Raw genomic sequence first — 23,297 nt, 5'->3', positions numbered from 1 at the left:
CGCGTTCATTGGACGAACGGAGCGTTTCCCCAAGGTCGCGCTTCATCTTAGACTGCTGCCCGCGAAACTTGACCTTAGGTCGCGGGGGGCAGTGTGATCTCGTCTTGGCTTGTGCGTCCGCGGCTGCGAACGGCCGGCGGCCGGGTGATTATTGGCAATCTCGTTGCGGGTGCAGCCTCGCTGGTGGCGCTGCTGGCCGCATCGGACGCGGTGCGGGCGCAATCGGCTGCCCCTGCCAGCACGGTGACGCTGGACGAGGTGGTGATCGAAGGCGAGCCGGCCACCGAGGCCGAGGCGCGCCGGCGCCTCGCCGCCACCGCCGGCGGCACCGCCGTGATCGATGCCAGCCAGAACATCGGCAAGGCCAACGTCTCGATCGCCGACACCCTGAACGGGGTGCCGGGCGTGGTGGCGGTGCCGTTCCTGGGCGGCAACGACCAGCCCAAGATCCACATCCGCGGCTCCGGGCTGCAATCCAACCCGACCGAGCGCGGCCTGCTGATGCTGCAGGACGGCCTGCCGATCAACCGCGCCGACGGCTCCTACATCGTCGGGCTGATCGACGCCCGTCAGGCCGACGTCATCGAGGTGTTCCGCGGCTATACCGCCAACCGGCTGGGCGCCCAGACCCTGGGCGGCGCCATCAACTTCATCTCGCCGACCGGCTCGCGTGCGCCGGGGGTCGAGGTCGGCGTCGAGGGCGGCAGCTTCGGCCACCTCGTCGCCACTGCCCGCGCCGGCGCCCGCCAGGGCGATGCCGACATCTTCGGCCAGATCAGCACCAGCCGGCGCGACGGCTACCGCGACTGGAACGACTCCGAGCGCACCGCCGCCGCCGTCAATGCCGGTGCCAAGCTGAGCGACAACGTCTCGACCCGGCTGTTCTTTGGCTACACCGACCTCGCCTTCGAGGTGCCCGGCCCGCTGTCGCGACAACTGTACGAACTCGACCCGCGGCAGGCTGCGCCCGGCGCCATCCCCGGCGTCAATGCCGGCCCCAACGTGCTGCGCGACCGGCCGCGGCGCGACACCGAGCAGGTCCGCCTCGGCTCGCGCACCACCGGCACCTTCGGCGCCAACACCCTCGACCTCGCGATCGGCTATGCCTGGACCGACGACAGCTTCCGCTTCCCGATCGGCACCGGCTACCGCGACACCACCGGCGGCGACACCACGGTGTCGCTGCGCTACGCCTACCAGCCGGACACCGGCGCGGCGCTGCCGCTGTTCGAGGCCACCGCGCTCTATGTGGTCGGCGCCTCCGAGCGCAATTATTTCATCAACGACCGCAGTGCCAAGGGCGCACTGTTCGGCGCCAACGACCTCGACGCCGACACGCTGTCGCTCAATGCCGGCTTCAACATCCCGCTCGCCCCGACGCTGACGGTGTCGCCGGCGGTCACCTACGCCCACGCCAGCCGCGACAGCACCGACACCTATGCTGCGGCACGCCGCCCGCGGCTGGCCTATAACGGCACCAGCTGGCTGACGCCGACCGTGGCCGCCACCGACACCAGCTTCTCGCGCAGCTACGACGCCGTCTCGCCCAGCCTCGGCCTCACCTACCAGCTGGCGCCGAACAGCTTGGTGTTCACGGCGCTGAGCCGCAGCTTCGAGGCGCCCACCTTCGACGATCTGCTTGAGGCGAGCGGCGGCGGCGTCAACGCCAGCCCGACCGGCTTCCTCACCCCGGACCTCAAGGCGGAGACCGCAACCACGCTGGAGGCCGGCTGGCGCGGCACCGCCGGCCGGCTCGGCTGGGACGTCGTCGCCTATTATTCCTGGCTCGATAACGAGCTGATCCGCACCACCGACGGCAATGTCGCCGCCACCATCAATGCCACCGACACCACCCATTTCGGCGTCGAACTCGGCGGCACGCTGAAGCTGACCGATCGGCTGTCCGCGCGCCTCGCCTACACCTACCAGGACTTCCGCTTCGACCGCGACCCGCTCTACGGCGACAACCGCATCGCCGGCGCGCCGCGCCACTTCATCGTCGCCGCGCTGCGCTACGCGGTGACGGCACCGTGGTGGATCGAGGCGGAGGTGCAATGGACGCTGGACGACGTGCCGGTCGACAACGCCAATACGCTCTATTCCGATGCGTTCGCGGTGGTGAACGTCCGCACCAACTGGGCGGCGACGCCGAGCTTCGACATCTATGGCGAGGTGCGCAACCTGTTCGATGCCGACTATATCGGCGCGACGCTGACGCTCGGCCGGGCGGCGAACGCCTATCAGGCGGCATTCCTGCCCGGCGACGGCCGCGCTTTCTACGCCGGCACCAAGGTGCGGTTCTGATCAAGGGAGGTCGGGCGACGGTGTCGCCTACCCCCGGCCCCTCAGCGCGGTGAGCGCGACGCCGAGCCAGCCGGCGATCATCATCACCCCGCCGGTCGGCGCGGCGTAGGGAAACAGGCGGGTGTCGAAATAGGCCCGCGCCGTGAGGTCGCCGGCAAACAGCACGCTGCCGCCGAGCAACACCGCGGCGGCGAGCGCATACGCGCCGCCGCGTCCGGCCAGCGCCAGCACCGCCGCCGCGTGCATCACCAGCAGCAGCCCGGCAGTCTCAAGCCCGCCATTGCCGCCGTGCGCCCCGGCCGCGGCCAGCGCAACGCCCGCCGCCCCCGCCAGCCCGCTCGCCACCGTGGGAGACCTCTCGCCCGTCATCTCATCGTCCTTCCGTTCGGTGCGGACCGCGCTGCAACCGGCTCGCTCGCAAAGCCTTTGGCACCATCTCTCAATTGCACCAGCCACAGCGCTGGGGTTTTATTGACGCCCACGCCCAACCTGCGGCTGCGCGCTCACCAACCCATTTTGCCGCATCGACAGGAAGACACCAATGCTGAACAACTTCGAAACGCCCGAGCTATACATAACGCTGATCCCATACTTTATGATTGGATTGCCGCTCGCGATCGGCAACTATTTTCTAGCGGACCGCCTTGGTAAGAATAAATTATTATGGGTTTTGCTTTCCATCATCCCGATTTTTAATTCGTTTTTTCTCATATACATCGGGTACGTAACGGTTATTCATATTCTGGATCGTCTCGCCAAGCTGTCAGAGGAACTGACCGGCCAGGTCCGTTGACGACATCGCGCACGAAAAAACGTCACTGTTGCATCCGGGCACCAGTCCTGCGTGCATTCCTGGACTAGTCTTGATCGACAAACGAGACGACTCAGAGGCGGCGGACATGAAACGTATCGCGATCGGTGGATTGCTGTGTGTGGTGGGATTGGCCGGGCCGGCCGCTGCTGCTGACCTGCGGACCAAGGCGCCGGTGGTGTCGGCGCCGGCCTGGAGCTGGAGCGGCGGCTACGCCGGCATCCACGGCGGCTATGGTTGGGGCAGCGCCGACCAAACGTTCCACCCGGCCAATACGGTGTTTGCTCCGAGCGGAAGCGGCTTCGACCAGGACATCGACGGCGGGCTGTTCGGCTTGCAGATCGGTTATAATTGGCAGATCGGCAATCTGGTGTTCGGCCTTGAGACCACCACCGCGTGGACAAGCATCGAGGGCAAGGACGCCAGTCTGTTCGGGGCCTTCCCCGACGCGGCCTACAAGACCGAAATCGACAACCTCTCCACCTTCACGCCCCGTCTCGGCATCGCCAGCGGCCCGTGGCTGCTCTACGGCAAGGCCGGCATCGCCTATGGCGAGGTCAAGACCACGCTGTCCGATGGCTCGCTGTACTTCCGCGAGAAGAACGACCACGTCGGCTGGACCGCCGGCGTCGGCCTCGAATACGCGCTGGCACCGAACTGGATCCTCGGCGTCGAGTACAATTACGTCGACCTCGGCGACCAGCGTTATGGCGGCGCCGTCGCGACCGGCATTGCAGCAGACCTCAAGCAGGACGTTACCGTGAGCACGGTGCTCGGCCGGCTGTCCTACAAGTTCGGCGCCGGCGGCAACCCGCTCACCGCCGCCCTCCTCGGGCCGCAAACCCCCGGCGGCAATTGGAACGGCTTCTATCTCGGCGTGCTCGGCGGCTATGCCTGGGGCGAGACCGACCTCGCCGACGCGGGTTCGGCCGACCACGATATCGATGGCGGCGTGTTCGGTGGCCATCTCGGCTTCCTCACCCAGTTCGGCAACAACTGGGTGCTCGGCACCGAGCTCGCGATTTCCGGCGGCGACGTCAAGGGCAACTTCAGCGACGGCTTCACGACGCTCGAATCCAAGCTGACCTGGTTTGGCACCGTGACCGCGCGACTGGGCTACGCCATCGGGCCGTGGCTGGTTTACGGCAAGGGCGGCACCGCCTTCGGTGAGGTCAAGCAGTCGCTCTTCGATCCCGTGGCTTCGTTCCAGCAGTCCGAGCAGCATATCGGCTGGACCATCGGCGGCGGCGTCGAATACGCCTGGGGCAATTGGCTGGTCGGCGTCGAATACAACTACATCGACCTCGGCGACCAGACCTACGGCGGCTTCGCGACGCCTGACATTTACTACACCTCCTTCAAGAACGACATCACCGTTTCAACCGTGCTGGCCCGGCTGTCGTACAAGTTCGGCGCGCCCGAGCCGGTGGTTGCCAAATATTGAGCGATCACCAATCGTTTGAACGACCATCTTCGGGCCGGCCGCCAAGCCGGCCCGTTTTGTTTTGTGCAACGCTCGTTCTCTCCAACGCGGACTTTGCGCGAGAGAACCGTCTGGCACAGCACCGCCCCTCCCGGTGCAGGCGCGGCGTACCGAAATGCGATGCTCGGAGCCGGGTGTCGGCGACGGAACGACGGGCCGGCCGTGTCAGCGGCCGAGCTCGCGCATCGCCGCGTCCAGCCCCTCCAGCGTCAGCGGAAACATCCGCCCGCCGACCATATGGCGGATCATGCGGATCGAGGTCGTGATCTCCCAATGGCCCTGCGCCACCGGATTGAGCCAGACCGCGTGGGGATAGGCCGCGAACACCCGCTCCAGCCAGACCTGGCCGGATTCGTCGTTGAGATATTCGACCGAGCCGCCCGGCACGGTGATCTCGTACGGGCTCATCGAGGCATCGCCAACGAAGATCACCTTGTAGTCGGCGCCATAGGTGTTCAGCACCTGCCAAGTGGGGATGGTCTCCTGGTGGCGGCGGGCGTTCGACTTCCACACCCGCTCGTAAAGGCAGTTGTGGAAGTAGAAATAATCGAGATGCTTGAACTCGCTGCGCGCCGCCGAGAACAGTTCCTCGGTCGCGGCGACGTGCCAGTCCATCGAGCCGCCGACGTCGAAGAAGATCAGCACCTTCACCGCATTGTGCCGTTCCGGCCGTAAGTGGATGTCGAGGAAGCCCTTGTGGGCGGTGCCGCGAATGGTCTCGTCGAGGTCGAGTTCGTCGGCCGCCCCGGTGCGGGCGAACCGGCGCAGCCGGCGCAGCGCGATCTTGATATTGCGGGTGCCGAGCTCGACGTCGCCGTCGAGGTCCTTGAACTCGCGCTTGTCCCACACCTTGACGGCCCGGCGGTGGCGGCTCTCGTCCTGGCCGATGCGGATACCCTCGGGGTTGTAGCCATAGGCGCCGAACGGCGAGGTGCCGGCGGTGCCGATCCATTTCGAACCGCCCTGATGGCGCCCCGTCTGCTCCTTGAGCCGGCGACGCAGTGTCTCCATCAGCTTGTCCCAGCCGCCCAGCGCCTCGATGCTGGCCTTCTCCTCCTCGGTCAGGAATTTCTCGGCGAGCTTCATCAGCCATTCGGACGGAATCTCGGCCTCGGCGGCGTCGGCCACGGTGGCGACGCCGTTGAAGATGCGGGCGAACACCCGGTCGAACTTGTCGAGGTTGCGCTCGTCCTTCACCAGCGCGGCACGCGAGAGAAAGTAAAAGTCCTCGACCCGGTGCCCGGCGACGTCGCGCTCCATTCCTTCCATCAGCGTCAGGTATTCGCGCAAGGTCACCGGCAGGCCGGCAGCCTTCAACTCCTGAAAGAAGGTGACGAACATGGCGCAAGCTCCCAGCCGGACATCGCCGCGGTCACTTAACATAGCAATCCTGGCGACGGCCGCGACGCCATTACCGCGACCGCGGCAGCGGAAATGCGGCGTTCGGTCGCGGCATCGGCACGAGCGGTCGGCGACCGTCGCGACGGCGCCGCATCTGCCGGGAGGAAGCCGGCGGCGTCGCGCAATTGACAGCTCGATTGGCCCGTCGCACCGTAATCATCCGACAATTTGGCGACGTCGGTCGGGAGCGCGGCCGGACCTTATCCGCGCTGCCGACCGGCGGAAGCGGCTTGCACCGGTTGGCCCCGGCAGTTGACGACAACGAGCGAGCGATGGCGGTGGTGGTCCCCTTCCCTGCCCCGAAGACGCCGAGCGTCGGCAATCGCGCCGCAGCGGCGCGGCTGTTCGACCATCTCGAGCCCGGCGAACGGCTGATCTGGGCGGACCGCCCCGACGCATGGGCGGTGGTGCGCGACCGCGGCTTCATGGTGCCGCTATGGATCGGCGCCATCGCCGTCCCGCTCGGCGCGGTGCTGGCGCTCGCCGCCGGCAGCGGCCCGGCCTATTACGCCGGCCTCGCGCTGCTGGTCGGCGCGGTCGTGATCGCCAGTGCGGCGTTTGGCTTCTGGCGCCGCGCCAACGAAACCGTCTATGGCCTGACCGATCGCCATATCCTGGTGCTGCGCGACGGCGCGATCCCGCGGCTGTCGGCAACGCCAGCCGACCGCATCGCCTGGATCGACGTGGTTCGCCAGCGCGACGGCTCCGGTGCGGTGACCCTCACCATCGTCGACGGCTCGAATTCGGGGACGGAATTGGTGCTGGGCGGACTGGCCGACCCCGGCGACGTCGCCCGTCGCGTGGTTCACGCCTACCAATTCGACGCGCCGCATCTGGTCTGACCGGACCGCGACAACCGCCGGGTCTGTGGTCGCGGTGCCTCGCCCACCGAGCCCCGCGGACGGCACCCAGCGCAGCCCGAACCAGCGATCGAGGTCCCCCCGCGCCGGACACGCGGCGCGGAGGGACGCGCACAAGCCTCGATCACACGATCTCCGGCAGAGACCGCGTCAGGCCGCCCGCACGGTCGCGAGGAAGCGATCGACCTCGGCCCGGAGCTGGCCGGACTGGCTGGCGAGGTTGCCAGCCGAGGACAGCACCTGGCTCGACGCCGCCGAGGAATCGGCCGCCGCCCGCGTCACCCCGACGATATTGCTCGACACCTCCGCCGTGCCGCTTGACGCCTGCTGGACGTTGCGGGCGATTTCGGTCGTCGCCGCACCCTGCTCCTCCACCGCGGAGGCGATGGTGGTGGCGATCTCGTTCATCTTGCGGATGGTTTCGGTGATCGCCTCGATGGCGTGGGCGGAATCGGCGGTCGAGGCCTGGATCTCCTCGATCTGCGCCGAGATTTCCGCCGTCGCCTTGGCGGTCTGGTCGGCGAGGCTCTTCACCTCGGACGCCACCACTGCAAAGCCCTTGCCGGCATCGCCCGCCCGCGCCGCCTCGATGGTGGCGTTGAGGGCGAGCAAGTTGGTCTGGCCGGCGATGGTCGAGATCAGCCCGACGATGTCGCCGATCTTCTGCGCCGCCTGCGACAGCCGCCCGACCTTGGCGGCGGTGGCGTCGGCGTCGCGCGCCGCTTCCGCAGCGATCTTGGCGGACTCATTCACCCGGCGCCCGATTTCCGCGACCGAGGTCGCCAGTTCTTCCGCCGCCGAGGCCACGGTCTGGACGTTGGAGGTGGCTTCCTCCGAAGCGGAGGCGACTGCGCTCGATTGCCGGTTGGTCTGGTCGGCAGCCGCCGACATGGTCTGCGCCGCGCCCTGCAACTGGGCCGCCGCGCTCGACACCGCACCGATGATGCCGCCGACCGCGCCCTCGAAGGTGTCGGCGAGCTGGTGCATCGCCTGCTTCTTCTCGGCTTCGGCGCGAGCCTCGGCCTCCTGGCGCTCGGCGTCGAGCTGCTCCATCCGCACCAGATTGTCCTTGAACACCTGGGCGGCACGTGCGGTCTCGCCCACCTCGTCGCCGCGGGTGGTGAAGGGGATGTCGACGGCCTTGTTTCCCTCCGCCAAATGCTCGAGCACACCGGCGATGCGGCGAACCGGGTTGCCGACGCCGACGAAGCCGAACACGGTCGAGGCGACCAGCACCGCCACCGTCAGCCCGCCCAGCACCAGACCGATGGTCTTGGCAGTGCCGATCTCAGACTTGACGTCGTGATGGCGCTCCTCGACGAACACCTTGGCAGCGTCGAGCGTCTCGTCGATCAGCCGGGTGACCTCGGCTCGCTTCGGCGTGATGCCCCGGATGATCACGGTGCGCTGGGTCGCGGCGCTGCTGATGGCCTCGAACAGCGAGGCAAAGCGGCCGGTCAACTCGCTCAACGACGACAGCGACGCCGCCATCGGCTGGGCGTGCTCGTTGGTCTGCAACTCGCGAAGACCGCGGCCAGCCGCGACCAGCGCCTGATGAACCTCATCCTTCAGCTTGTCGTCTTCGGTGGCGAAATAACGCCAGATTCCGGTGTTGGCGACACCGACACCGACCGCGACGGTGTCGAGTTGGTCGCCGACGTTCTGCCCGATGCGGCCGGCCGACACCCTCGCCGCGGCGAGGGCCTTGGTCCAGGCCTCGGACAGCTCGCTCGCCTTGCCTTGCGACAGAATGAGCTGGCGCTGCAGCCCCACCCCCTCGCGCCAGCCGGAAATATAGCCGTCGAGCTGCACCTTGGCGCGCGACATGCGCTCGCGATTGGCGGCGATGGCGGCCTTCTCGGCGACGGTGCCGACATAGTCCGCCAGCGGCGGCGCCACCTTTTCGAAGTCGGCGGCATACTTGTCGATTGCCTCGGCCGTGCTGGCGGATTTCGCCCGGTAATACAGCTCGACGGTGTCGCGCAGGTTGATCTTGGAGTCCGTCAGCTTGCCGACGAGACCGGACGCCTTCTCCAGCGCGGTGTTGGCACTTTCGATCGCGTCCAGCGAGACGCGCGCGACGATAACGAACGACAGCACCAGGAGAATCCCGATTGTCGAGCTTATTGCGAGTTTTTGACCGATCTTGAAGTTCAGACGCATCGTCTCTTGCCCCATGCTCAACCCAAGGTCCGCAAAGCCTCGCCCGCAGCCACGGCGGGCGGCACGCAGCAGGCGGTCTGGCTCTGCGCATCCGGATCGTTTCGACTTTCCGGTTGGGAATGATCAAAGGTTACTCGGATTAACAATTTCTGATGCCTCGAAAGACGGCTCCGTTAAACGGAAAATAGGCGTCCGCTACATTTGGCTAACGTCAAGCGATATTGGCGTAATGAATTTTACAACAAAGACCAAGAGCGGATAATTCAACGAAAATACATATGTATTATTTCGTCGTTGTCTCCAACGCGTCAAATATCCTTCGATGGCGACGCCCATACCGATCTTACCTTTCACTCCGGTTGGCCACGCGACTATTATCGCCATGGTTGAATGCCGCAATTGGCTGCTGAAATTTCAGCCTTCCCGCTAGGGTGGTTTTGCCATGCAGATTGAACAGGCCAGGATTGTGCCCGCTGCGGAGATAGCGGTTACCAAAACGGCAACGGCCGCGGCGAGCCGCGGCCGTCCGAGATCGCAGGTGCGAAGGTTCAGGCCGCGCGCACCGTGGCCAGGAAGCGGGTAACCTCGTGCTTGAGCTGGTCGGATTGGCTGGCGAGGTTGCCGGCCGCCGACAGCACTTGGCTCGACGCCGCCGATGAGTCGGACGCCGCCCGCGTCACCCCGACAATGTTGCTCGACACTTCCGCAGTACCGGCGGAGGCCTGCTGAACATTGCGGGCGATTTCCGTGGTCGCCGCGCCCTGCTCCTCCACAGCCGAGGCGATGGTGGTGGCGATCTCGTTCATCTTGCGGATGGTCTCGGTGATCTGGCCGATGGCGTGGGCGGAGTCCGAGGTGGATGCCTGGATCTCCTCGATCTGCGCCGAAATCTCCGCGGTGGCCTTGGCGGTCTGGTCGGCCAGCGACTTCACCTCGGACGCCACCACCGCAAAGCCTTTGCCGGCATCGCCGGCACGGGCAGCCTCAATCGTGGCGTTGAGGGCGAGCAGGTTGGTCTGGCCGGCAATGGTCGAGATCAGCCCGACGATATCGCCGATCTTCTGCGCCGCCTGCGACAGCCGGGCGACCTTGCCGGCGGTGGCATCGGCGTCACGCGCCGCTTCCGCCGCGATCTGGGCGGACTCGTTGACCCGCCGGCCGATCTCCGACACCGACGCCGCCAGCTCCTCGGCCGCCGACGCCACGGTCTGCACGTTGGAGGACGCCTCCTCCGACGCCGAGGCGACGGCGGTGGACTGGCGGTTGGTTTGTTCGGCCGCCGCCGACATGGTCTGGGCCGCGCCCTGCAACTGGGTCGAGGCGCTCGACACCGCACCGATGATGCCGCCGACCGCACCCTCAAAACCATCAGCAAGCTGGTGCATCGCCTGCTTCTTCTCGACGGCGGCGCGGGCCTCGGCCGCCTTCTGCTCCTCCTGCATGCGTTGGTTTTCCAGGCCGTTGTCGCGGAACACTCGCGCCGTGCGGGCCACCTCGCCCACTTCGTCCTTGCGGTCGGCGCCAGGCACCTCGAAGCTGTAATCGCCATTGGCGAGGCGCTGCAGCGCCGCGACGAGATCGCGGATCGGTTTGACGATGCCGAACTGGCCGATGATGAAGCCCATGACGAGGCCGAACGCGATGCCAACGGCCGAGAACACCATCATCAGCCGGCTCGCCGACTTGTATTCGTCCGTGGCCGCCTTCGATTCCGCGGCGACGATGTTGTCGAGGTCGGTGGCGAGCGCACGCAGCATCGTCCGGGCCTCTTCCGCCACCTTGCGGCTGGACAGGGTCTCGTCGCGCAGGCGCATCAGTTCGTCGGTCATCTCGAAATTGCGGACGGCTTCAGCCGCCCGGAACGTGCCCTGAAGCTCGCGCTCATATTCGGCAAACTTGACGCGCACCGCGTCGAACTTGGCGCGCTCGGCGCCGGCGAGGTCGCGGTTCAGCGTTTCGAGGCGCTGGCGCATCGTCGCCAACTCCGCGTCGATGGCGCCGCGCGCCTCGCGATAGGAGTCCGGCCGCGGGTCGGCAGCGATGCGAAATTCGCCGCGATTGGCTGCGACCAAGTTGGCCGCCAGTCGTTGGGCTTCAAGGGCGTTTCCCGTCGCCGCTTCCATTCGGTCGGTTGCGTCATTCAGCGCGCCGAGCGAACTGATGCCAATATAAGATATCGCCGCGGCGACACAGCTCAGCACGATTATGATACTGAGTATCTTCGTCAGTATTCGGAATTGTGACATAATCTTACCCTCGCCATTAGAGCGCAGCTATCAATTCAGGCGGACACCGCCGTGCCCCGCCCGCTGCGTGGTTTTAACCATAAACATAACCAGTAAACAAAGTATGGAGCTCGCTAAACTTAGCGTCGTATCGTTTTGATAGATCTAGCGTTGCAGGTTTTACTTTATGCAATCTACCGTTATACAATCCGATATGAGACGAAAAATTCCGAGGTAACCTTTGTGGCGAAAAAGCAAATTATGCGGGATTTGGCATGTTGCCCGATTAGTTACATTTGGCGGTACCCGGCGACGGTGCGCGCGCCCGCAGCGCAGCCGCCCAAAAATCGCCCGCAGCATCCCCCATTGAGGAACGGTCGCCGCCGTCGGGCCGGATTGTCAGCCACTCAAGGGATTTCGTGATGCGCGCCTGCCTCGCAGCCGCCGCCGTTCTGTTGTCGTTCGCCGCCGCGCTGTCGCCGCAGGCAGCATCGGCCCAGGTCTGTGCTGCCGACGCCGCCGAGCCCTGCATCGACTGGCAGGTCAAGAACCGCTTCCGGCTGTTCAAGAGCGAGCAGGATTTCCAGACCCATGTCGTCGCCCACGGCAGCGGCAGCACCATTCTCGATGTCGAGCGCAAGCTGGCGCGCGGCACCGACGGCTTCGGTTGGGCCCGCGACATGGTGCACCAGCTCTGCTTCGACCCGGTCGCCAACACCGCGGCCGAGCGTTGCGAACGCAGCTACGAGCTGCCCCGCACCGGCAAGCCGGGCAGCGACCGCAACAAGACCGAGAGCTACCTCAACCCGCGCGACCACCGCGCCGGCTTCCTCATCAAGAACCTGCCGGCCGAGCCGGACCTCACCTGCGTGTGGACGCTGTGGGACGAAAAGCCGCCCGGCCGCCGCTATCAGGCGCCGTGCGCGGCCGAGGTGATCGACGACCTCGCCTTCGGGATCGGCACCAAGGTTTCGGTCACCGTGCAGCGCGGCGAGGAGATCGTCGCGATCCTGGAAGCCGAGGTCGCGGTCACCGACCTGCTGGTTGCCGGCATGGGCGACTCCATCGCGTCCGGCGAGGGCAACCCGGATTCGCCGGTGATGCTGTCCGACAAGGGTTTCTGTTACCGTCGCCTGCTGGCCGGCACCTTCTCCGAGTTCTTCAGGCCGTCGCGTCGCGATTTCCGCGGCGTGCGCGACTGCGGCTCGACCACGCCGGCGCGCGAGGCGACCGACCCCGCCCGAGGCGAGTGGGCACGCGCCGGCGCCGACTGGATGAGCCCGGCCTGCCACCGCTCGCTCTACGGCTACCAGGTCCGCACCGCGCTGGCGGTGGCGGTGGAGAACCCGCACGTCGCTGTGACCTACCTGCCGCTGGCCTGCACCGGCGCCCAGATCGAGGACGGGCTGCTCGGCACCCAATCGATCCGCGACTTCGCCAAGGCCTGCGAGCAGGCCGCCGGCAGCCGCAAATGCGCCACCACCGTGCCGCCGCAGGTGAGCCAGCTCGCGCGTTACCTCAAGGCCGCGCCCGAGCGCGACCTCGATTTGCTGCTGCTCACCATCGGCGCCAACGACATCGGCTTCTCGCCGATGGTGGCCCACGTCATGGTCGACCCCTCCCAGGACGAATACGCCATCCTCAACCGCTTCGGCATGATCAAGACGCCGAAGGAGGCGGCAGCGCTGCTGCAGAAGGAGCTGCCCGCCAACTTCAAGAAGCTGCGCGCGGCGCTGAAGCCGCTGCTCGGCGGCTCGCTGCAGAAGGTGGTCTATGTCCGCTACGGCCACCCCGGCCTGGCGGCGCCCGGCGAGGTGTGCGGCAGCGGCCGCCACGGCACCGACATCCATCCCGCCTTCGAGATCTCGGCCGCCCGGTTGCAGGCGGTGTCGGACTTCGTGGTGCGCAGCTTCTTTCCGCGCCTGGAGTCGCTGGCACGCTGCACCGCGACCGGCGGCTGCGCCGAACCGGATAAGGACCGCATGACCTTCGTCGACGGCCACGAGCACGCCTTCGCCCGTGCCGGCTTCTGCGCCACCCAGCCGGCCGACCCCACCGTGACGGAACCGGCGTTCGACGTCGCCTGCTTCAAGAAGGATGGCTCAAGCTTCCGCACCGACATCGACGCGCTGGAGCAGCCGATGGTCGAGGGCTGCAACCCGTCCGACTATCGCCCCTACGCGCCGCGGGCGCGCTGGATCCGCACCCCCAACGATGCCTATTTCGCGGCGATGACGTTCCCCTACGGCGTACTGCAGGAGCCCCAAAGCAATCATGACGGGCTGTGGGGCCTGAAGACCGCGGTCTATGGCGGCGCCATCCACCCCACCGCCGAGGGCCACGCCGCGATGGCGGACGCCGCCATGCCGGCGGTGCGCAGCCTGCTCCACCTCACCGCCCCGCAGCAGGTCTTCACCGAGCCGCTGCCCCCGCCTGGGGCGGCGCTCCCGGCCGCGCCGCCGTGATCCGCGCCTCGTCGCCGGCGCCGCGGGTGGACGCCTGGGCGGTCTGGTGCTCCAGCGCCGCGTCGATCTCGGCGCCGACCAGCGCCACCACCACCGAGAGCCACATCCACATCATCAGCCCGATCACCGCGCCGAGCGAGCCATAGGTGGCGTTGTAGTTGGCGAAGTTCGCCACGTACCAGGCGAACGCCAGCGACACCACCAGCCAGGCCAGCGCGGCGAACGCACTGCCGGGGCTGATCCAGCGTCCCCGCGGCCGCTGCCGGCTCGGGCCGTAGCGATAGAGCACCGCCAGCCCGACGCCGATCGCCACCAGCAGCACCGGCCAGCGTAGCGCCGCCACCAGCGGCTCGGTGCCGCCCGGCCCGAGCCAGGGACCGAGCCAAGCCAGCACCGCCGGCACCACCACGATGGACACCAGCGCCAGCACCAGCACCAGGAGGCCGCCCAGCGTGAACAGCAGCGTCTGCGCCGTCAGCCGGACGAAGCCCCGCTTCTCCGTCTCGTCATTGACCACGTTGAGGGCATCGAAGATGGCTTTCATGCCGGCATTGGCACTCCACAGCGACACCAGAAGGCCGACCATGAGTCCCACGCTCAGGCTGGCGTGGCGCTGGGAGGCGATGCGCTGCACCTGGTCGGCGACGATGTCGAGCGTGCCGGCGGGCACCACCGCCGACAGGCCGCGGATGTGGTCGTTGATGGTGTATGCGTCGGCGAACAGGCCATAGAGCGACACCAGCGCCGCGATGGCCGGGAACAGCGCCAGCAGCGCGTAGAAGGTGACACCCCCGGCGACCGCCAGAACCCGGTGGTTGCCGATCTCCCTCCCCACCCGCCACGCCACATCCATCCAGCCCGGTGCCGGGGCGTCCCGCGGCCGGGTCGCCGCCTGCCCGCGCTCGACCTGCCCCGCCTCCTCCGAGGCGGGTGCGGCGAGCGCACCCCGCGCCGATCGCCGGCTGGCCGTCGCCGGTTCGCCGGAGTGGTTCCGCAACAGGCCGTACAGCACCCCGAGCGCGGCGAGGGCCACCATGTACCGGGACAGGCTCGTCCCCCGCGCCGGACGGTCCGCCATGCTGTTCTCCGAAGACCAAGCGATGGCGAAAGAACCGGTCAGAGGCGGTCACGTTCCCTGGTCGGCCGAAGGACCTTTGCGTGCCAGGCCGCGGACGTGGGCGCCGATGATGCGCGGCGCGCCGGCGAGGTCGAACCGCTCCACCTCCTCCAACAGGAAGCCGGCCTTGGCGAGCAGGATCGGCACGTCGCGATTGAGGTTGCAGCCGCACGAGATCGGCTTCCACATCCCGTTCAGCAGGTCCTGGCCGCGCGCCACCCACGGCGCCTCGGAGCGACCGTGCTCCAGGAAGTACAGCGCGCCGCCGGGCTTGAGCACCCGCCGCACCTCGCGCAACGCCTGCACCGGATCGATGACGGAGCATAGTGTGTAGGTCATCACCGCGCTGTCGGCGCTCCCGGCGAGCAGCGGAATGGCCTCGGCCGGCGCCGTCATCACCGTCACCGCCACCGGGCTGTCGGCAAAACGATCGCGCCCGACCTCAAGGAAGCCCTGGCCGGGGTCGATGCCAAACACCCGGCTCACCTTGCGCCGGTCGTAGAACGGCAAATTGAGGCCGGTGCCGATGCCGATCTCCACCACCACGCCCTCGGCGCGCGGCACCAGCGCTGCCCGTTCGGCGGCGATGTCCGAGCGCCGGCACACCAAGTCGGCCAGGCGCGGCGCGATATAGCGGCCGTAGAGTCCCATAAAGATGTCCCCGTGAACGGCGAATCTACCCACGGAAACACGAACGGATGGTGACCGAACGACGGTTTCGCCGGGAAACGATCCGTCGAAGGTCCGGCGCCGATACCGCCACCGGTCGTTCCCGGCCGAGCCGCGTCAGCGGCGAGGGGACGGGAACCCAAAGGCCGCGACGCCGGCAGACGTTGCGATCGGCGCACAAGCTTGGCGCGGTTTCAACGCCGCCTGAAAGCGACAAATCGCCATGGTCCCTGGGTCCCCTTCCCTCGCATCGCTCAAGCGATGCTCGCCGGGGACGACAGGTCGGCGTTCGGGGAACATCCTCCGCCACCGGTCGCGGCAGCGGGAATGCCATCCCGCACCGCCGCAACCGCCGTGATCCCAGCCCCCGCCGCTCAGTTCACGCCGAGCTTCTTCTGCAGGCTGGTCGAGGAGGTGGTGTACTGGAACACCATCCGCTTGTCCGGATAGACGTAGCGCGCCGCCTTCTGGGCCATCAGCGCGCCCTCGTGGAAGCCGGACAGGATCAACTTCAGCTTGCCGGCATAGGTGTTGATGTCGCCGATGGCGAAGATGCCCGGCACCGAGGTTTCGAACGCCGCGGTGTCGACCGGGATCAGATTGTCGTGCAGCTCCAGCCCCCAGTGCGCCACCGGACCGAGCTTCATGGTCAGGCCGAAGAACGGCAGCATGGTGTCGACCGCGATCTCGAACGAGCCGCCGGCATTGTCTCGGCACACCGCCGCTTCGAGCTGGCCGCCCTCGCCGCGCAGGCTCAGCACCTGGCCGATCTTGAGGTCCATCGCCCCGGCCTCGACCAACGCCCGCATCTTCTTTTCGCTGTCGGGCGCGCCACGGAACTCGTCGCGGCGGTGGATCAAGGTCAGGCGCTCGGCCAGCGGCTGCAGGTTCAGCGTCCAGTCGAGCGCACTATCGCCGCCGCCGACGATCAGCACCTTCTTGCCGCGGAACGCCTCCATCTTCTTGACCGAATAGAAGACGCTTCGGCCTTCATAGTGCTCGATGCCTGGGATCGGCGGGCGCTTGGGCTGGAACGAGCCGCCGCCGGCCGCGATCACCACAACCTTGGTGTGGAAGGTCTTGCCGCCGTCGGTCACCACCTCGAAGCCGCCGTCCGGCCGGTGCTTCACCTTCTCGACCATCTCGCCGAGATGGAAGGTCGGCCCGAACGGCTTGATCTGTTCCATCAGCTTGTTGACCAGGTCGTGGCCGCTGATCTCGGGATAGCCGGGAATGTCGTAGATCGGCTTCTCGGGATAGAGCTCGGAGCACTGGCCGCCGACTTTGTCCATGATGTCGACGAGGTGCGCCTTGACGTCGAGCAGGCCGAGTTCGAACACCGCGAACAGGCCGATCGGGCCGGCGCCGATGATCAGGGCGTCGGTTTCAATGACGTCGCCGGTCGGGGCGGCGGTGGGTTCCTGCATTGTCGAACCTCTTGAAACGGGCTTTCGGAAAGGGAGCGGGCTTCGTTTAGCGCTCCCCGCGCCGCCCCGCCAAGCCCGGAGAGGTGCGAAGGCGGCAAATAATTGCGCCTGGACCGGTTCTAATCGGATACCGCGCCCGCGACGTACGGTCGTGTTTCATAAATACTTCCACTGTATGCGTGGCATCGACCTTGGGGGATCTCAATATGGCGGTGCAGAAACTCGGGGCCTCGCGGCTCGCCCTAATCTCGTACCTCGCTCTCGCCGGAACGCCGGCCATTGCCCAGCAGGCGCAGGGCCAGACGCCCGCGGTGCTGGTGCAGGCGGCGGAGTTGAAGGCGTTCGCTCAGCAGGCGGAGTATATCGGTAAGGTCCAGGCCCTCGAGAAGGTCGACCTGCGCGCCCGCGTCCAAGGCTTCATCGGTCCCCGCCAGTTCGAGGAGGGCGGCAGTGTCACCGCCGGCCAGGTGCTGTTCGTGATCGAGCAGGAGCCGTTCAAGGTGGCGCTGGACGAGAAGAAGGCGAGCCTCGCCGCCGCCGAGGCGACGCGTGACAACGCAAAAGTCCAGCTCGACCGCACCCGCGATCTCGCCGCCCGCAACACCGCCTCCCAGGCCCAGCTCGACCAGCGCATCGCCGACGATGCCCGCGCCCGCGCCGACGTGCTGCAAGCCCAGGCGCAGGTGCGCGACGCTGAGATCCAGCTGTCCTATACCGAGATTACCGCGCCGATCGCCGGCCGCATCGGCCGCGCCATCATCACCCAGGGCAATTATGTCGGCCCCTCCTCCGGCACGCTCGCCACCCTGGTGCGCGACGATCAGGTCCAGGTGCTGTTCCCGATCACCCAGCGCGAGCTGCTCTTCGCCCACCGCCGGCCGGACGCCGAGATCACCGTGCGCGTCCGCCTTGCCGCCGGCTCGTTCGCGCCGGAAACCGGCAAGGTCGATTTCATCGACGTCCAGGCCGATTCCAGGACCGACACCCAGACCATCCGCGCCATGTTCACCAACGAAAAGCGGATGCTGTCCGACGGCCAGAGCGTGCGCGTCACCCTCGAGCAGGCCGAGCCGGAGAAGGTGATCACCATTCCGCAGGCCGCGCTCGCGGTCGACCAGTCCGGGCCGTACGTGTTCGTGGTCGGCAAGGGCAATGTGGTGGAGCGTCGCCGTATCGTGATCGGCCAGCAGCGCGACGGCATCGCGGTGGTGACCGAGGGTGTCGCCGCCGGCGACCTCGTCATCGTCCAGGGCCAGCAGCGCGTCCGGCCGGGCGTGGCCGTCGACGCCCGTCCCGTCGAGAAGTCGAGCTGAGCGCCGTCACATGATCTCATCGGTCTTCATCCGGCGGCCGCGGCTCGCCATCGTCATCGCGGTCGTCATCCTGGTCGCCGGGCTCATCGCCCTGCGCTCGCTGCCGGTGGCGCAATACCCCGACATCGTGCCGCCTCAGGTCCAGGTCTCGGCCTCCTATCCCGGCGCCTCGGCGGCGGACGTCGAGGCTTCGGTCGCCCAGGTGATCGAGGGCCAGGTCAACGGCGTCGACCACATGATCGACATGCGCTCGACCTCCGGCGCCGACGGCAGCTACACGCTGACCGTCTCCTTCGAGGTCGGCACCGACCCCGACATCGCCACCGTCAACGTGATGAACCGGGTCAACCAGGCCAACTCGCAGCTGCCGCAGGACGTGCAGCGCAATGGCGTGACGGTGAAGAAGCAGTCGTCGGCGATGCTCCAGGTCATCGCCATCCATTCGCCGGCCGGCACCCACGACGAACTGTTCCTGACCAATTTCGCGGTGATCAATCTGGTCGACCGGCTCGCCCGCGTGCCGGGCGTCGGACAGGCCAACCTGTTCGGCGCCAAGGAATACGCCATGCGGGTGTGGTTCGACCTCGACCGCATGAACAGTCTTGATCTGGCGCCGCAGGACGTCGCCAATGCGCTGAAATCGCAGAACATCCAGGCAGCGCTCGGCCGCGTCGGCGCCGCGCCGGTGCGGCCCGGCACCGAGTTCCAGTTCAACATCTCGACCCGCGGCCGCCTGGTGTCGCCCGAGGAGTTCGGCGACGTCGTGGTGCGCGCCACCTCCGACGGCGCCATTGTGCGCATCAAGGACATCGCCACCGTCGAGCTCGGCGCCAAGTCGTCCGACGCCTCGATCCGCTACAACGGCAAGCCGGCCACCGGCATCGCCATCTACCAGTCGCCCGGCGCCAACGCGATTTCGGTTGCCAGCGGCGTGCAGAGCGCGATGAAGGAGATGGCGACGCGCTTCCCGGCCGATGTCGCCTACGACGTGATGTACGACACCACGGTGTTCGTCGAGAAGACCATCGAGTCGGTGCAGGAAACCCTGCTCGAAGCCTTCGTGCTGGTCGCGATCGTGGTGTTCGTGTTCCTCGGCAAGCTGCGCGCGACCCTGATCCCGATCGCCGCGGTGCCGGTGGCGTTGATCGGCACCTTCGCGGTGATGCTGGCGATCGGCTTTACCGCCAACACCGTCTCGCTTTTGGCCTTGGTGCTGGCGATCGGCATCGTGGTGGACGATGCCATCGTGGTGGTGGAGAACGTCGAGCGGGTGATGGAGGAGGAGCCGAACCTCTCCCCCGCCGAGGCCACCGAAAAGGCGATGGGCCAGATCACCGGCCCGATCCTCGCCATCACGCTGGTGCTGCTCAGCGTGTTCGTGCCGACCGCCTTCATCCCCGGCATCACCGGCCAGCTCTACCAGCAGTTCGCGGTGTCGGTGTCGGTGTCGATGCTGATCTCCGCCACCATCGCGCTGACGCTGTCGCCGGCCTTGTGCGCGCTGCTGCTCCGGCCCGGACGGCCTTCGAGCGGCGTGATGAAGCTGCTCCAGCGCGGCATCGACGGCGCCCGCGACGGCTACACCGCGGTGGTGCGCCGGCTGGTGCGGGTCGCCGCCGTTTCGGTGGTGCTGGTGGCGTGCTTCGCCGGCGGCGCCGTCTTCTTGACCGGCGTCGTCCCATCGGGCTTCCTGCCGGAGGAGGACCAGGGCGCGTTCATGGGCGAGATCCAGCTTCCCGACGCCGCCTCCGTCACCCGCACCGAGGCGGTGGTGAAGGAGGTCGAGGGGATCCTCGCCGGCAAGCCGTGGGTGCAGAACCTGTTCTTCGTCAACGGCTACAGCCTGCTCGACGGACTTGCGCTGCCCAACCGGGCGCTGGTCGTGGTCGCGCTCAAGCCGTTCGACCAGCGCAAGGACCCCTCGATGTCGGTGTTCTCGGCATTGAAGGAGCTGCGCACCGCGTTCCAGTCGATCGCAGCGGCCAATGTGTTCGTCTTCAACCTGCCGCCGATCCAGGGCCTCGGCACCGGTTCCGGCTTCGAGTACCAGCTCCAGGCACTGTCCGGCGCCGAGCCGGCGGAGCTGGCCGGCGTCGCCCGCGGCATGATGCTGGCGGCCGCCGAGGACAAGCGCCTCACCAACGTCTTCACCACCTATAGCGCGCTGACGCCGCAGATCACGCTGAACATCGACCGCGACCGCGCCCAGGCGCTCGGTATCGAGATCTCGGAGCTGTTCTCGACCCTGCAGACCACGTTCGGCGGCCAGTACGTCAACGACTTCAATCTGTTCGGCCGCACCTGGCAGGTCCAGGCCCAGGCCGAGGCCGACGACCGCCTGAGCATGGACGACGTGCTCAGGGTGCGGATCCGCACCAATGCCGGCGACCTCGTGCCGGTGCGCGCCTTCGCCGAGGCGGTGCAGAGCACCGCGCCGGCCACCATCATCCGCTACAACAATGTGCGCTCGGTGACGTTGCAGGGCGAGGCCGCCGCCGGCCATTCCACCGGCGAGGCGCTGGCGGCGATGGAGCAACTGTCGGCCAAGACCCTGCCCTCCGGCTACGGCTTTGAGTGGACCGGCACCGCGCTGCAGGAGAAGATCGCCGGCGGGCAGACCGGCTTCGTGCTCGCGCTCGCGGTGCTGTTCGCCTACCTGTTCCTGGTCGGGCTCTATGAAAGCTGGACCATCCCGGTGGCGGTGCTGGTGTCGGTCGCGGTCGGCCTGTGCGGGGCGATGACCGGGCTCTACCTCTCCGGTCTCGACAACAATCTGTTCGCCCAGATCGGCATTGTGGTGCTGATCGCGCTCGCCGCCAAGAACGCCATCCTGATCGTCGAGTTCGCGATGGAGCGGCGGCGCGAGGGCGCCGAGATCATGGATGCGGCGGTCGAGGGTGCCAAACTGCGGTTCCGCGCGGTGATGATGACCTCGTTCGCCTTCATCCTCGGCCTGGTGCCGCTGGTGTTCGCCTCCGGCGCCGGCGCCAACACCCAGCGCGCGGTCGGCACCGCGGTGTTCTCCGGCATGCTGGCGGCAAGCTGCCTCGGTATCTTCGTCATCCCGGGGCTCTACGTGGTGTTCCAGCGCGGCCGCGAGTGGGCGCATCGCCTGATCGGCGGCAGGGGCAAGAACAAGCACGCGACGATCCCGCCTGCCCCGGTGGAATGACAAACGCCTCGGGCGACGGGAAACCTCATCGCCCGAGGCGTTTGAAACCTCATCGCGGCGACGAAGCGAGGGGAAGAACCGCGACCCGTCGCCCCCGGCCCGACCGCCTGCTTCCACGGCCCCGGTGCTGACGCATGGGGCCGTTGAAGCTCGCAGATTTTCGTCCTTGAAATCAATGATTTCACGAAATCTGCGATCGGAACCGACGGCCGGCTGCCGCCGCCGTTAGTATGGTACGGTTTTCGGACGATCGCGTCGTGATCCCGCAACCAAACTCACCGAAAATCCTTGATCGGAAAGGAATTTTCCGGCGGCAGCGCTTCCGCCTCAGCCCTGCTGCTCGGGAATGTTGACCACGAGGCCGTCGAGCTCGTCAGTGACCTTGATCTGGCACGACAGCCGCGAGTTGGACCGGACGTCGAAGGCGAAGTCGAGCATGTCCTGCTCCATCGCCACCGGCTCGCCGGTCCGCTCCAGCCAGGCCTCGTCGACATAGACGTGGCAGGTGGCGCAGGCGCAGGCGCCGCCGCACTCGGCTTCAATTCCCGGAACGCCATTCTTGATGGCGCCTTCCATAACGGTAGAGCCGACCTCGGCCTCAACCGCATGCGCCGTCCCGGCGGCATCGATAAACGTGATCTTGGGCATGGAATTGGACGCTGGATGGAGCGCGAATGCGCGGAGGCGCCTTATAGGCGGTCGGAAATGGCGCGCCAAGCCCCCGGTTGGCGCCGCCCGATGACAGTTCGCTGACGGGTCGCGCCAGCAGCGCGTCAGTGCCGCTGTGGCAGAGATGGCCGCAACGGACGCGATGGGCGCGTCCCCCAACAAACCGAACGGGTGCCTGACATGTTTGATACGACCTCCCCCACCTCCTGCCGAACCCGCGCACCGGCCCGGACCAGGCTGGTGCCGGACCCGACCGCCCAGCCCTCGGCCGAGCCGGTCGGCGGTTACGCCTTCGAGGCGGCGCTGTGCCAGATCGAGAGCCAGTCGCCGTTCATGCGGCCCGCCGACACCCGGCCCGGCCATGCCACCTCTTTCGCCGAGCGCGAGGTGGCGGCGCTGGCTGCCCGAATCCGGCTGCTGGCCCGGCTCGCCGGCGTCGGCGGCCAGCTTCGCAACGATCAGGCGCGGGTGCTGCTGGCGACGGCGGCGCGGGTGGCCGGCGAACTGCTGGCGGTGTTCGGCCCCAGCGCGGCGAAAATGGCATCCGACCCGGCGCTCAGCGCCGCGCAACGTGCCGCAGCGGCAACGGCGGCCACCGCGGCGCGCGCCCTTGCCGAGAGCATCGACGACGACCGGCCGGGTCAGGCACAGCGCGTCAGCCCGCAGCCGGCAGCCGGATACGGCCTCTGGCTGTCGTGATCCCTGGACTGCGAAAATCCGGCCGATCGGCCGGATTTGGTGTGGCCGGGGTCACGCTGCCGGCACGAGCTGCCTTGGCGCACCCTGCCGTCCGCGCGCGAGCGCTCGGCGCTCAGTGCCCGCCGGCGAGCAACTGGGAAATATAGAGGTGGCTTTCGGCGACGCGGGCTTCCAGCCGCGCCAGCACCTCGAACGCCTCGGCGGTGTCGTGCTGGCCGGCCAGCGCCTCCGCCTCGGCCGCGATGATCGCGACGTGCTGGGCGCCGATGCCGAGCGCCGACCCTTTCAGGGTGTGGGCGGCGACGCCGAAGGTTTGGGCGGTGCGGGCCCCCTTGAGCCGGTCGAGCTGGATCGCCGACTGCCGCATGAACAGGCCGAGAACTTCGCGTTCCAACGCCCGGTCGCCGAACGCGACCCGCGACAGATGAACAAGATCGATCGGCCGGTCGAGCGCCGGCGCGGTGATCCGCGGTTCAGAGGAGAGCGAGGCCATGGCACATCCTGGGGGTGGATTGCGAG

At 67.5% G+C, this 23,297-nt stretch carries 17 protein-coding genes; 8 read left to right on the top strand and 9 right to left on the bottom strand.

Annotated elements, in window-relative coordinates:
* The first annotated feature begins 144 nt into the window (after window positions 1-144).
* On the top strand, window positions 145-2,304 hold the full coding sequence (locus tag BVIR_RS04780) for a TonB-dependent receptor family protein (RefSeq protein ID WP_055038685.1): 2,160 nt from the start codon (window positions 145-147) through the stop codon (window positions 2,302-2,304).
* 27 nt (window positions 2,305-2,331) lie between these two features.
* Here the strand turns inward: BVIR_RS04780 and BVIR_RS04775 are convergent, their stop codons facing one another.
* Complete coding sequence (locus BVIR_RS04775; protein WP_055036667.1) at window positions 2,332-2,673, bottom strand: DUF423 domain-containing protein; 342 nt, start codon at window positions 2,671-2,673, stop codon at window positions 2,332-2,334.
* A gap of 172 nt (window positions 2,674-2,845) precedes the next feature.
* Here BVIR_RS04775 and BVIR_RS04770 point away from each other — a divergent pair, with 172 nt between their 5' ends.
* Both BVIR_RS04770 and BVIR_RS04765 read left to right on the top strand, forming a co-directional pair.
* Window positions 2,846-3,097 carry a hypothetical protein gene (locus BVIR_RS04770; RefSeq protein ID WP_055036666.1) on the top strand — a complete coding sequence of 84 codons (252 nt, stop codon included), beginning with the start codon at window positions 2,846-2,848 and terminating at the stop codon, window positions 3,095-3,097.
* A 106-nt stretch (window positions 3,098-3,203) separates the two neighbouring features.
* Complete coding sequence (locus BVIR_RS04765) at window positions 3,204-4,559, top strand: outer membrane protein (RefSeq protein WP_060832920.1); 1,356 nt, start codon at window positions 3,204-3,206, stop codon at window positions 4,557-4,559.
* Window positions 4,560-4,763: 204 nt separating this feature from the next.
* On the opposite strand, the gene BVIR_RS04760 is transcribed toward BVIR_RS04765, so the two are convergent.
* A complete protein-coding gene (locus tag BVIR_RS04760; protein WP_055036664.1) occupies window positions 4,764-5,939 on the bottom strand; it encodes a vWA domain-containing protein in 1,176 nt (391 codons plus the stop codon).
* A gap of 332 nt (window positions 5,940-6,271) precedes the next feature.
* On the opposite strand from BVIR_RS04760, the gene BVIR_RS04755 reads away from it, so the two are divergent.
* Window positions 6,272-6,841: a hypothetical protein gene (locus BVIR_RS04755; RefSeq protein ID WP_055036663.1), complete on the top strand. Its 570-nt coding sequence runs from the start codon at window positions 6,272-6,274 to the stop codon at window positions 6,839-6,841.
* Between the two features lie 168 nt (window positions 6,842-7,009).
* On the opposite strand, the gene BVIR_RS04750 is transcribed toward BVIR_RS04755, so the two are convergent.
* A complete protein-coding gene (locus tag BVIR_RS04750) occupies window positions 7,010-8,959 on the bottom strand; it encodes a methyl-accepting chemotaxis protein (RefSeq protein ID WP_145911861.1) in 1,950 nt (649 codons plus the stop codon).
* Window positions 8,960-9,570: 611 nt separating this feature from the next.
* Window positions 9,571-11,223 carry a methyl-accepting chemotaxis protein gene (locus tag BVIR_RS04745; RefSeq protein WP_236823710.1) on the bottom strand — a complete coding sequence of 551 codons (1,653 nt, stop codon included), beginning with the start codon at window positions 11,221-11,223 and terminating at the stop codon, window positions 9,571-9,573.
* A gap of 446 nt (window positions 11,224-11,669) precedes the next feature.
* Between BVIR_RS04745 and BVIR_RS04740 the strand changes: the two genes are divergently transcribed.
* Window positions 11,670-13,712: an SGNH/GDSL hydrolase family protein gene (locus BVIR_RS04740; RefSeq protein ID WP_055036660.1), complete on the top strand. Its 2,043-nt coding sequence runs from the start codon at window positions 11,670-11,672 to the stop codon at window positions 13,710-13,712.
* Here the strand turns inward: BVIR_RS04740 and BVIR_RS04735 are convergent.
* From BVIR_RS04735 to BVIR_RS04725, 3 genes are all read right to left on the bottom strand, one after another.
* Complete coding sequence (locus BVIR_RS04735) at window positions 13,660-14,790, bottom strand: YihY/virulence factor BrkB family protein (RefSeq protein ID WP_082416708.1); 1,131 nt, start codon at window positions 14,788-14,790, stop codon at window positions 13,660-13,662. The genes BVIR_RS04740 and BVIR_RS04735 overlap by 53 nt on opposite strands.
* 48 nt (window positions 14,791-14,838) lie before the next feature.
* Window positions 14,839-15,480: a class I SAM-dependent methyltransferase gene (locus BVIR_RS04730; protein ID WP_055036658.1), complete on the bottom strand. Its 642-nt coding sequence runs from the start codon at window positions 15,478-15,480 to the stop codon at window positions 14,839-14,841.
* A gap of 392 nt (window positions 15,481-15,872) precedes the next feature.
* Window positions 15,873-16,925, bottom strand: a complete 1,053-nt coding sequence (locus BVIR_RS04725; RefSeq protein WP_055036657.1) for an NAD(P)/FAD-dependent oxidoreductase — start codon at window positions 16,923-16,925, stop codon at window positions 15,873-15,875.
* A 206-nt stretch (window positions 16,926-17,131) separates the two neighbouring features.
* On the opposite strand from BVIR_RS04725, the gene BVIR_RS04720 reads away from it, so the two are divergent.
* Together BVIR_RS04720 and BVIR_RS04715 are read left to right on the top strand one after the other, a co-directional pair.
* Window positions 17,132-18,238 carry an efflux RND transporter periplasmic adaptor subunit gene (locus tag BVIR_RS04720; protein ID WP_055036656.1) on the top strand — a complete coding sequence of 369 codons (1,107 nt, stop codon included), beginning with the start codon at window positions 17,132-17,134 and terminating at the stop codon, window positions 18,236-18,238.
* Window positions 18,239-18,248: 10 nt separating this feature from the next.
* Window positions 18,249-21,410 carry an efflux RND transporter permease subunit gene (locus BVIR_RS04715; protein ID WP_082416706.1) on the top strand — a complete coding sequence of 1,054 codons (3,162 nt, stop codon included), beginning with the start codon at window positions 18,249-18,251 and terminating at the stop codon, window positions 21,408-21,410.
* Window positions 21,411-21,737: 327 nt separating this feature from the next.
* Here the strand turns inward: BVIR_RS04715 and BVIR_RS04710 are convergent, their stop codons facing one another.
* A complete protein-coding gene (locus BVIR_RS04710) occupies window positions 21,738-22,058 on the bottom strand; it encodes a 2Fe-2S iron-sulfur cluster-binding protein (protein ID WP_055036655.1) in 321 nt (106 codons plus the stop codon).
* Window positions 22,059-22,319: 261 nt separating this feature from the next.
* Between BVIR_RS04710 and BVIR_RS04705 the strand changes: the two genes are divergently transcribed.
* A complete protein-coding gene (locus tag BVIR_RS04705; RefSeq protein ID WP_055036654.1) occupies window positions 22,320-22,778 on the top strand; it encodes a hypothetical protein in 459 nt (152 codons plus the stop codon).
* Between the two features lie 112 nt (window positions 22,779-22,890).
* Here the strand turns inward: BVIR_RS04705 and BVIR_RS04700 are convergent, their stop codons facing one another.
* Window positions 22,891-23,271 (bottom strand): Hpt domain-containing protein, encoded by a 381-nt coding sequence (locus tag BVIR_RS04700; RefSeq protein WP_055036653.1) that lies wholly within the window; start codon window positions 23,269-23,271, stop codon window positions 22,891-22,893.
* Between the last annotated feature and the right edge of the window lie 26 nt (window positions 23,272-23,297).

The sequence above is a fragment of the Blastochloris viridis genome (genome assembly GCF_001402875.1).
GTDB classification, from domain to species: domain Bacteria; phylum Pseudomonadota; class Alphaproteobacteria; order Rhizobiales; family Xanthobacteraceae; genus Blastochloris; species Blastochloris viridis.
Note: the sequence above shows the minus strand (reverse complement) of the source record. Positions and strands in the feature narration are given on the sequence as shown.

What these genes read in the sequence shown, in the direction of transcription:
- BVIR_RS04775 (WP_055036667.1), bottom strand. Translation starts at nt 2,673, where the DNA reads ATGACGGGCGAGAGGTCTCCCACGGTGGCGAGCGGGCTGGCGGGGGCG.
- BVIR_RS04770 (WP_055036666.1), top strand. Translation starts at nt 2,846, where the DNA reads ATGCTGAACAACTTCGAAACGCCCGAGCTATACATAACGCTGATCCCA.
- BVIR_RS04765 (WP_060832920.1), top strand. Translation starts at nt 3,204, where the DNA reads ATGAAACGTATCGCGATCGGTGGATTGCTGTGTGTGGTGGGATTGGCC.
- BVIR_RS04760 (WP_055036664.1), bottom strand. Translation starts at nt 5,939, where the DNA reads ATGTTCGTCACCTTCTTTCAGGAGTTGAAGGCTGCCGGCCTGCCGGTG.
- BVIR_RS04755 (WP_055036663.1), top strand. Translation starts at nt 6,272, where the DNA reads ATGGCGGTGGTGGTCCCCTTCCCTGCCCCGAAGACGCCGAGCGTCGGC.
- BVIR_RS04740 (WP_055036660.1), top strand. Translation starts at nt 11,670, where the DNA reads ATGCGCGCCTGCCTCGCAGCCGCCGCCGTTCTGTTGTCGTTCGCCGCC.
- BVIR_RS04735 (WP_082416708.1), bottom strand. Translation starts at nt 14,790, where the DNA reads ATGGCGGACCGTCCGGCGCGGGGGACGAGCCTGTCCCGGTACATGGTG.
- BVIR_RS04730 (WP_055036658.1), bottom strand. Translation starts at nt 15,480, where the DNA reads ATGGGACTCTACGGCCGCTATATCGCGCCGCGCCTGGCCGACTTGGTG.
- BVIR_RS04725 (WP_055036657.1), bottom strand. Translation starts at nt 16,925, where the DNA reads ATGCAGGAACCCACCGCCGCCCCGACCGGCGACGTCATTGAAACCGAC.
- BVIR_RS04720 (WP_055036656.1), top strand. Translation starts at nt 17,132, where the DNA reads ATGGCGGTGCAGAAACTCGGGGCCTCGCGGCTCGCCCTAATCTCGTAC.
- BVIR_RS04715 (WP_082416706.1), top strand. Translation starts at nt 18,249, where the DNA reads ATGATCTCATCGGTCTTCATCCGGCGGCCGCGGCTCGCCATCGTCATC.
- BVIR_RS04710 (WP_055036655.1), bottom strand. Translation starts at nt 22,058, where the DNA reads ATGCCCAAGATCACGTTTATCGATGCCGCCGGGACGGCGCATGCGGTT.
- BVIR_RS04700 (WP_055036653.1), bottom strand. Translation starts at nt 23,271, where the DNA reads ATGGCCTCGCTCTCCTCTGAACCGCGGATCACCGCGCCGGCGCTCGAC.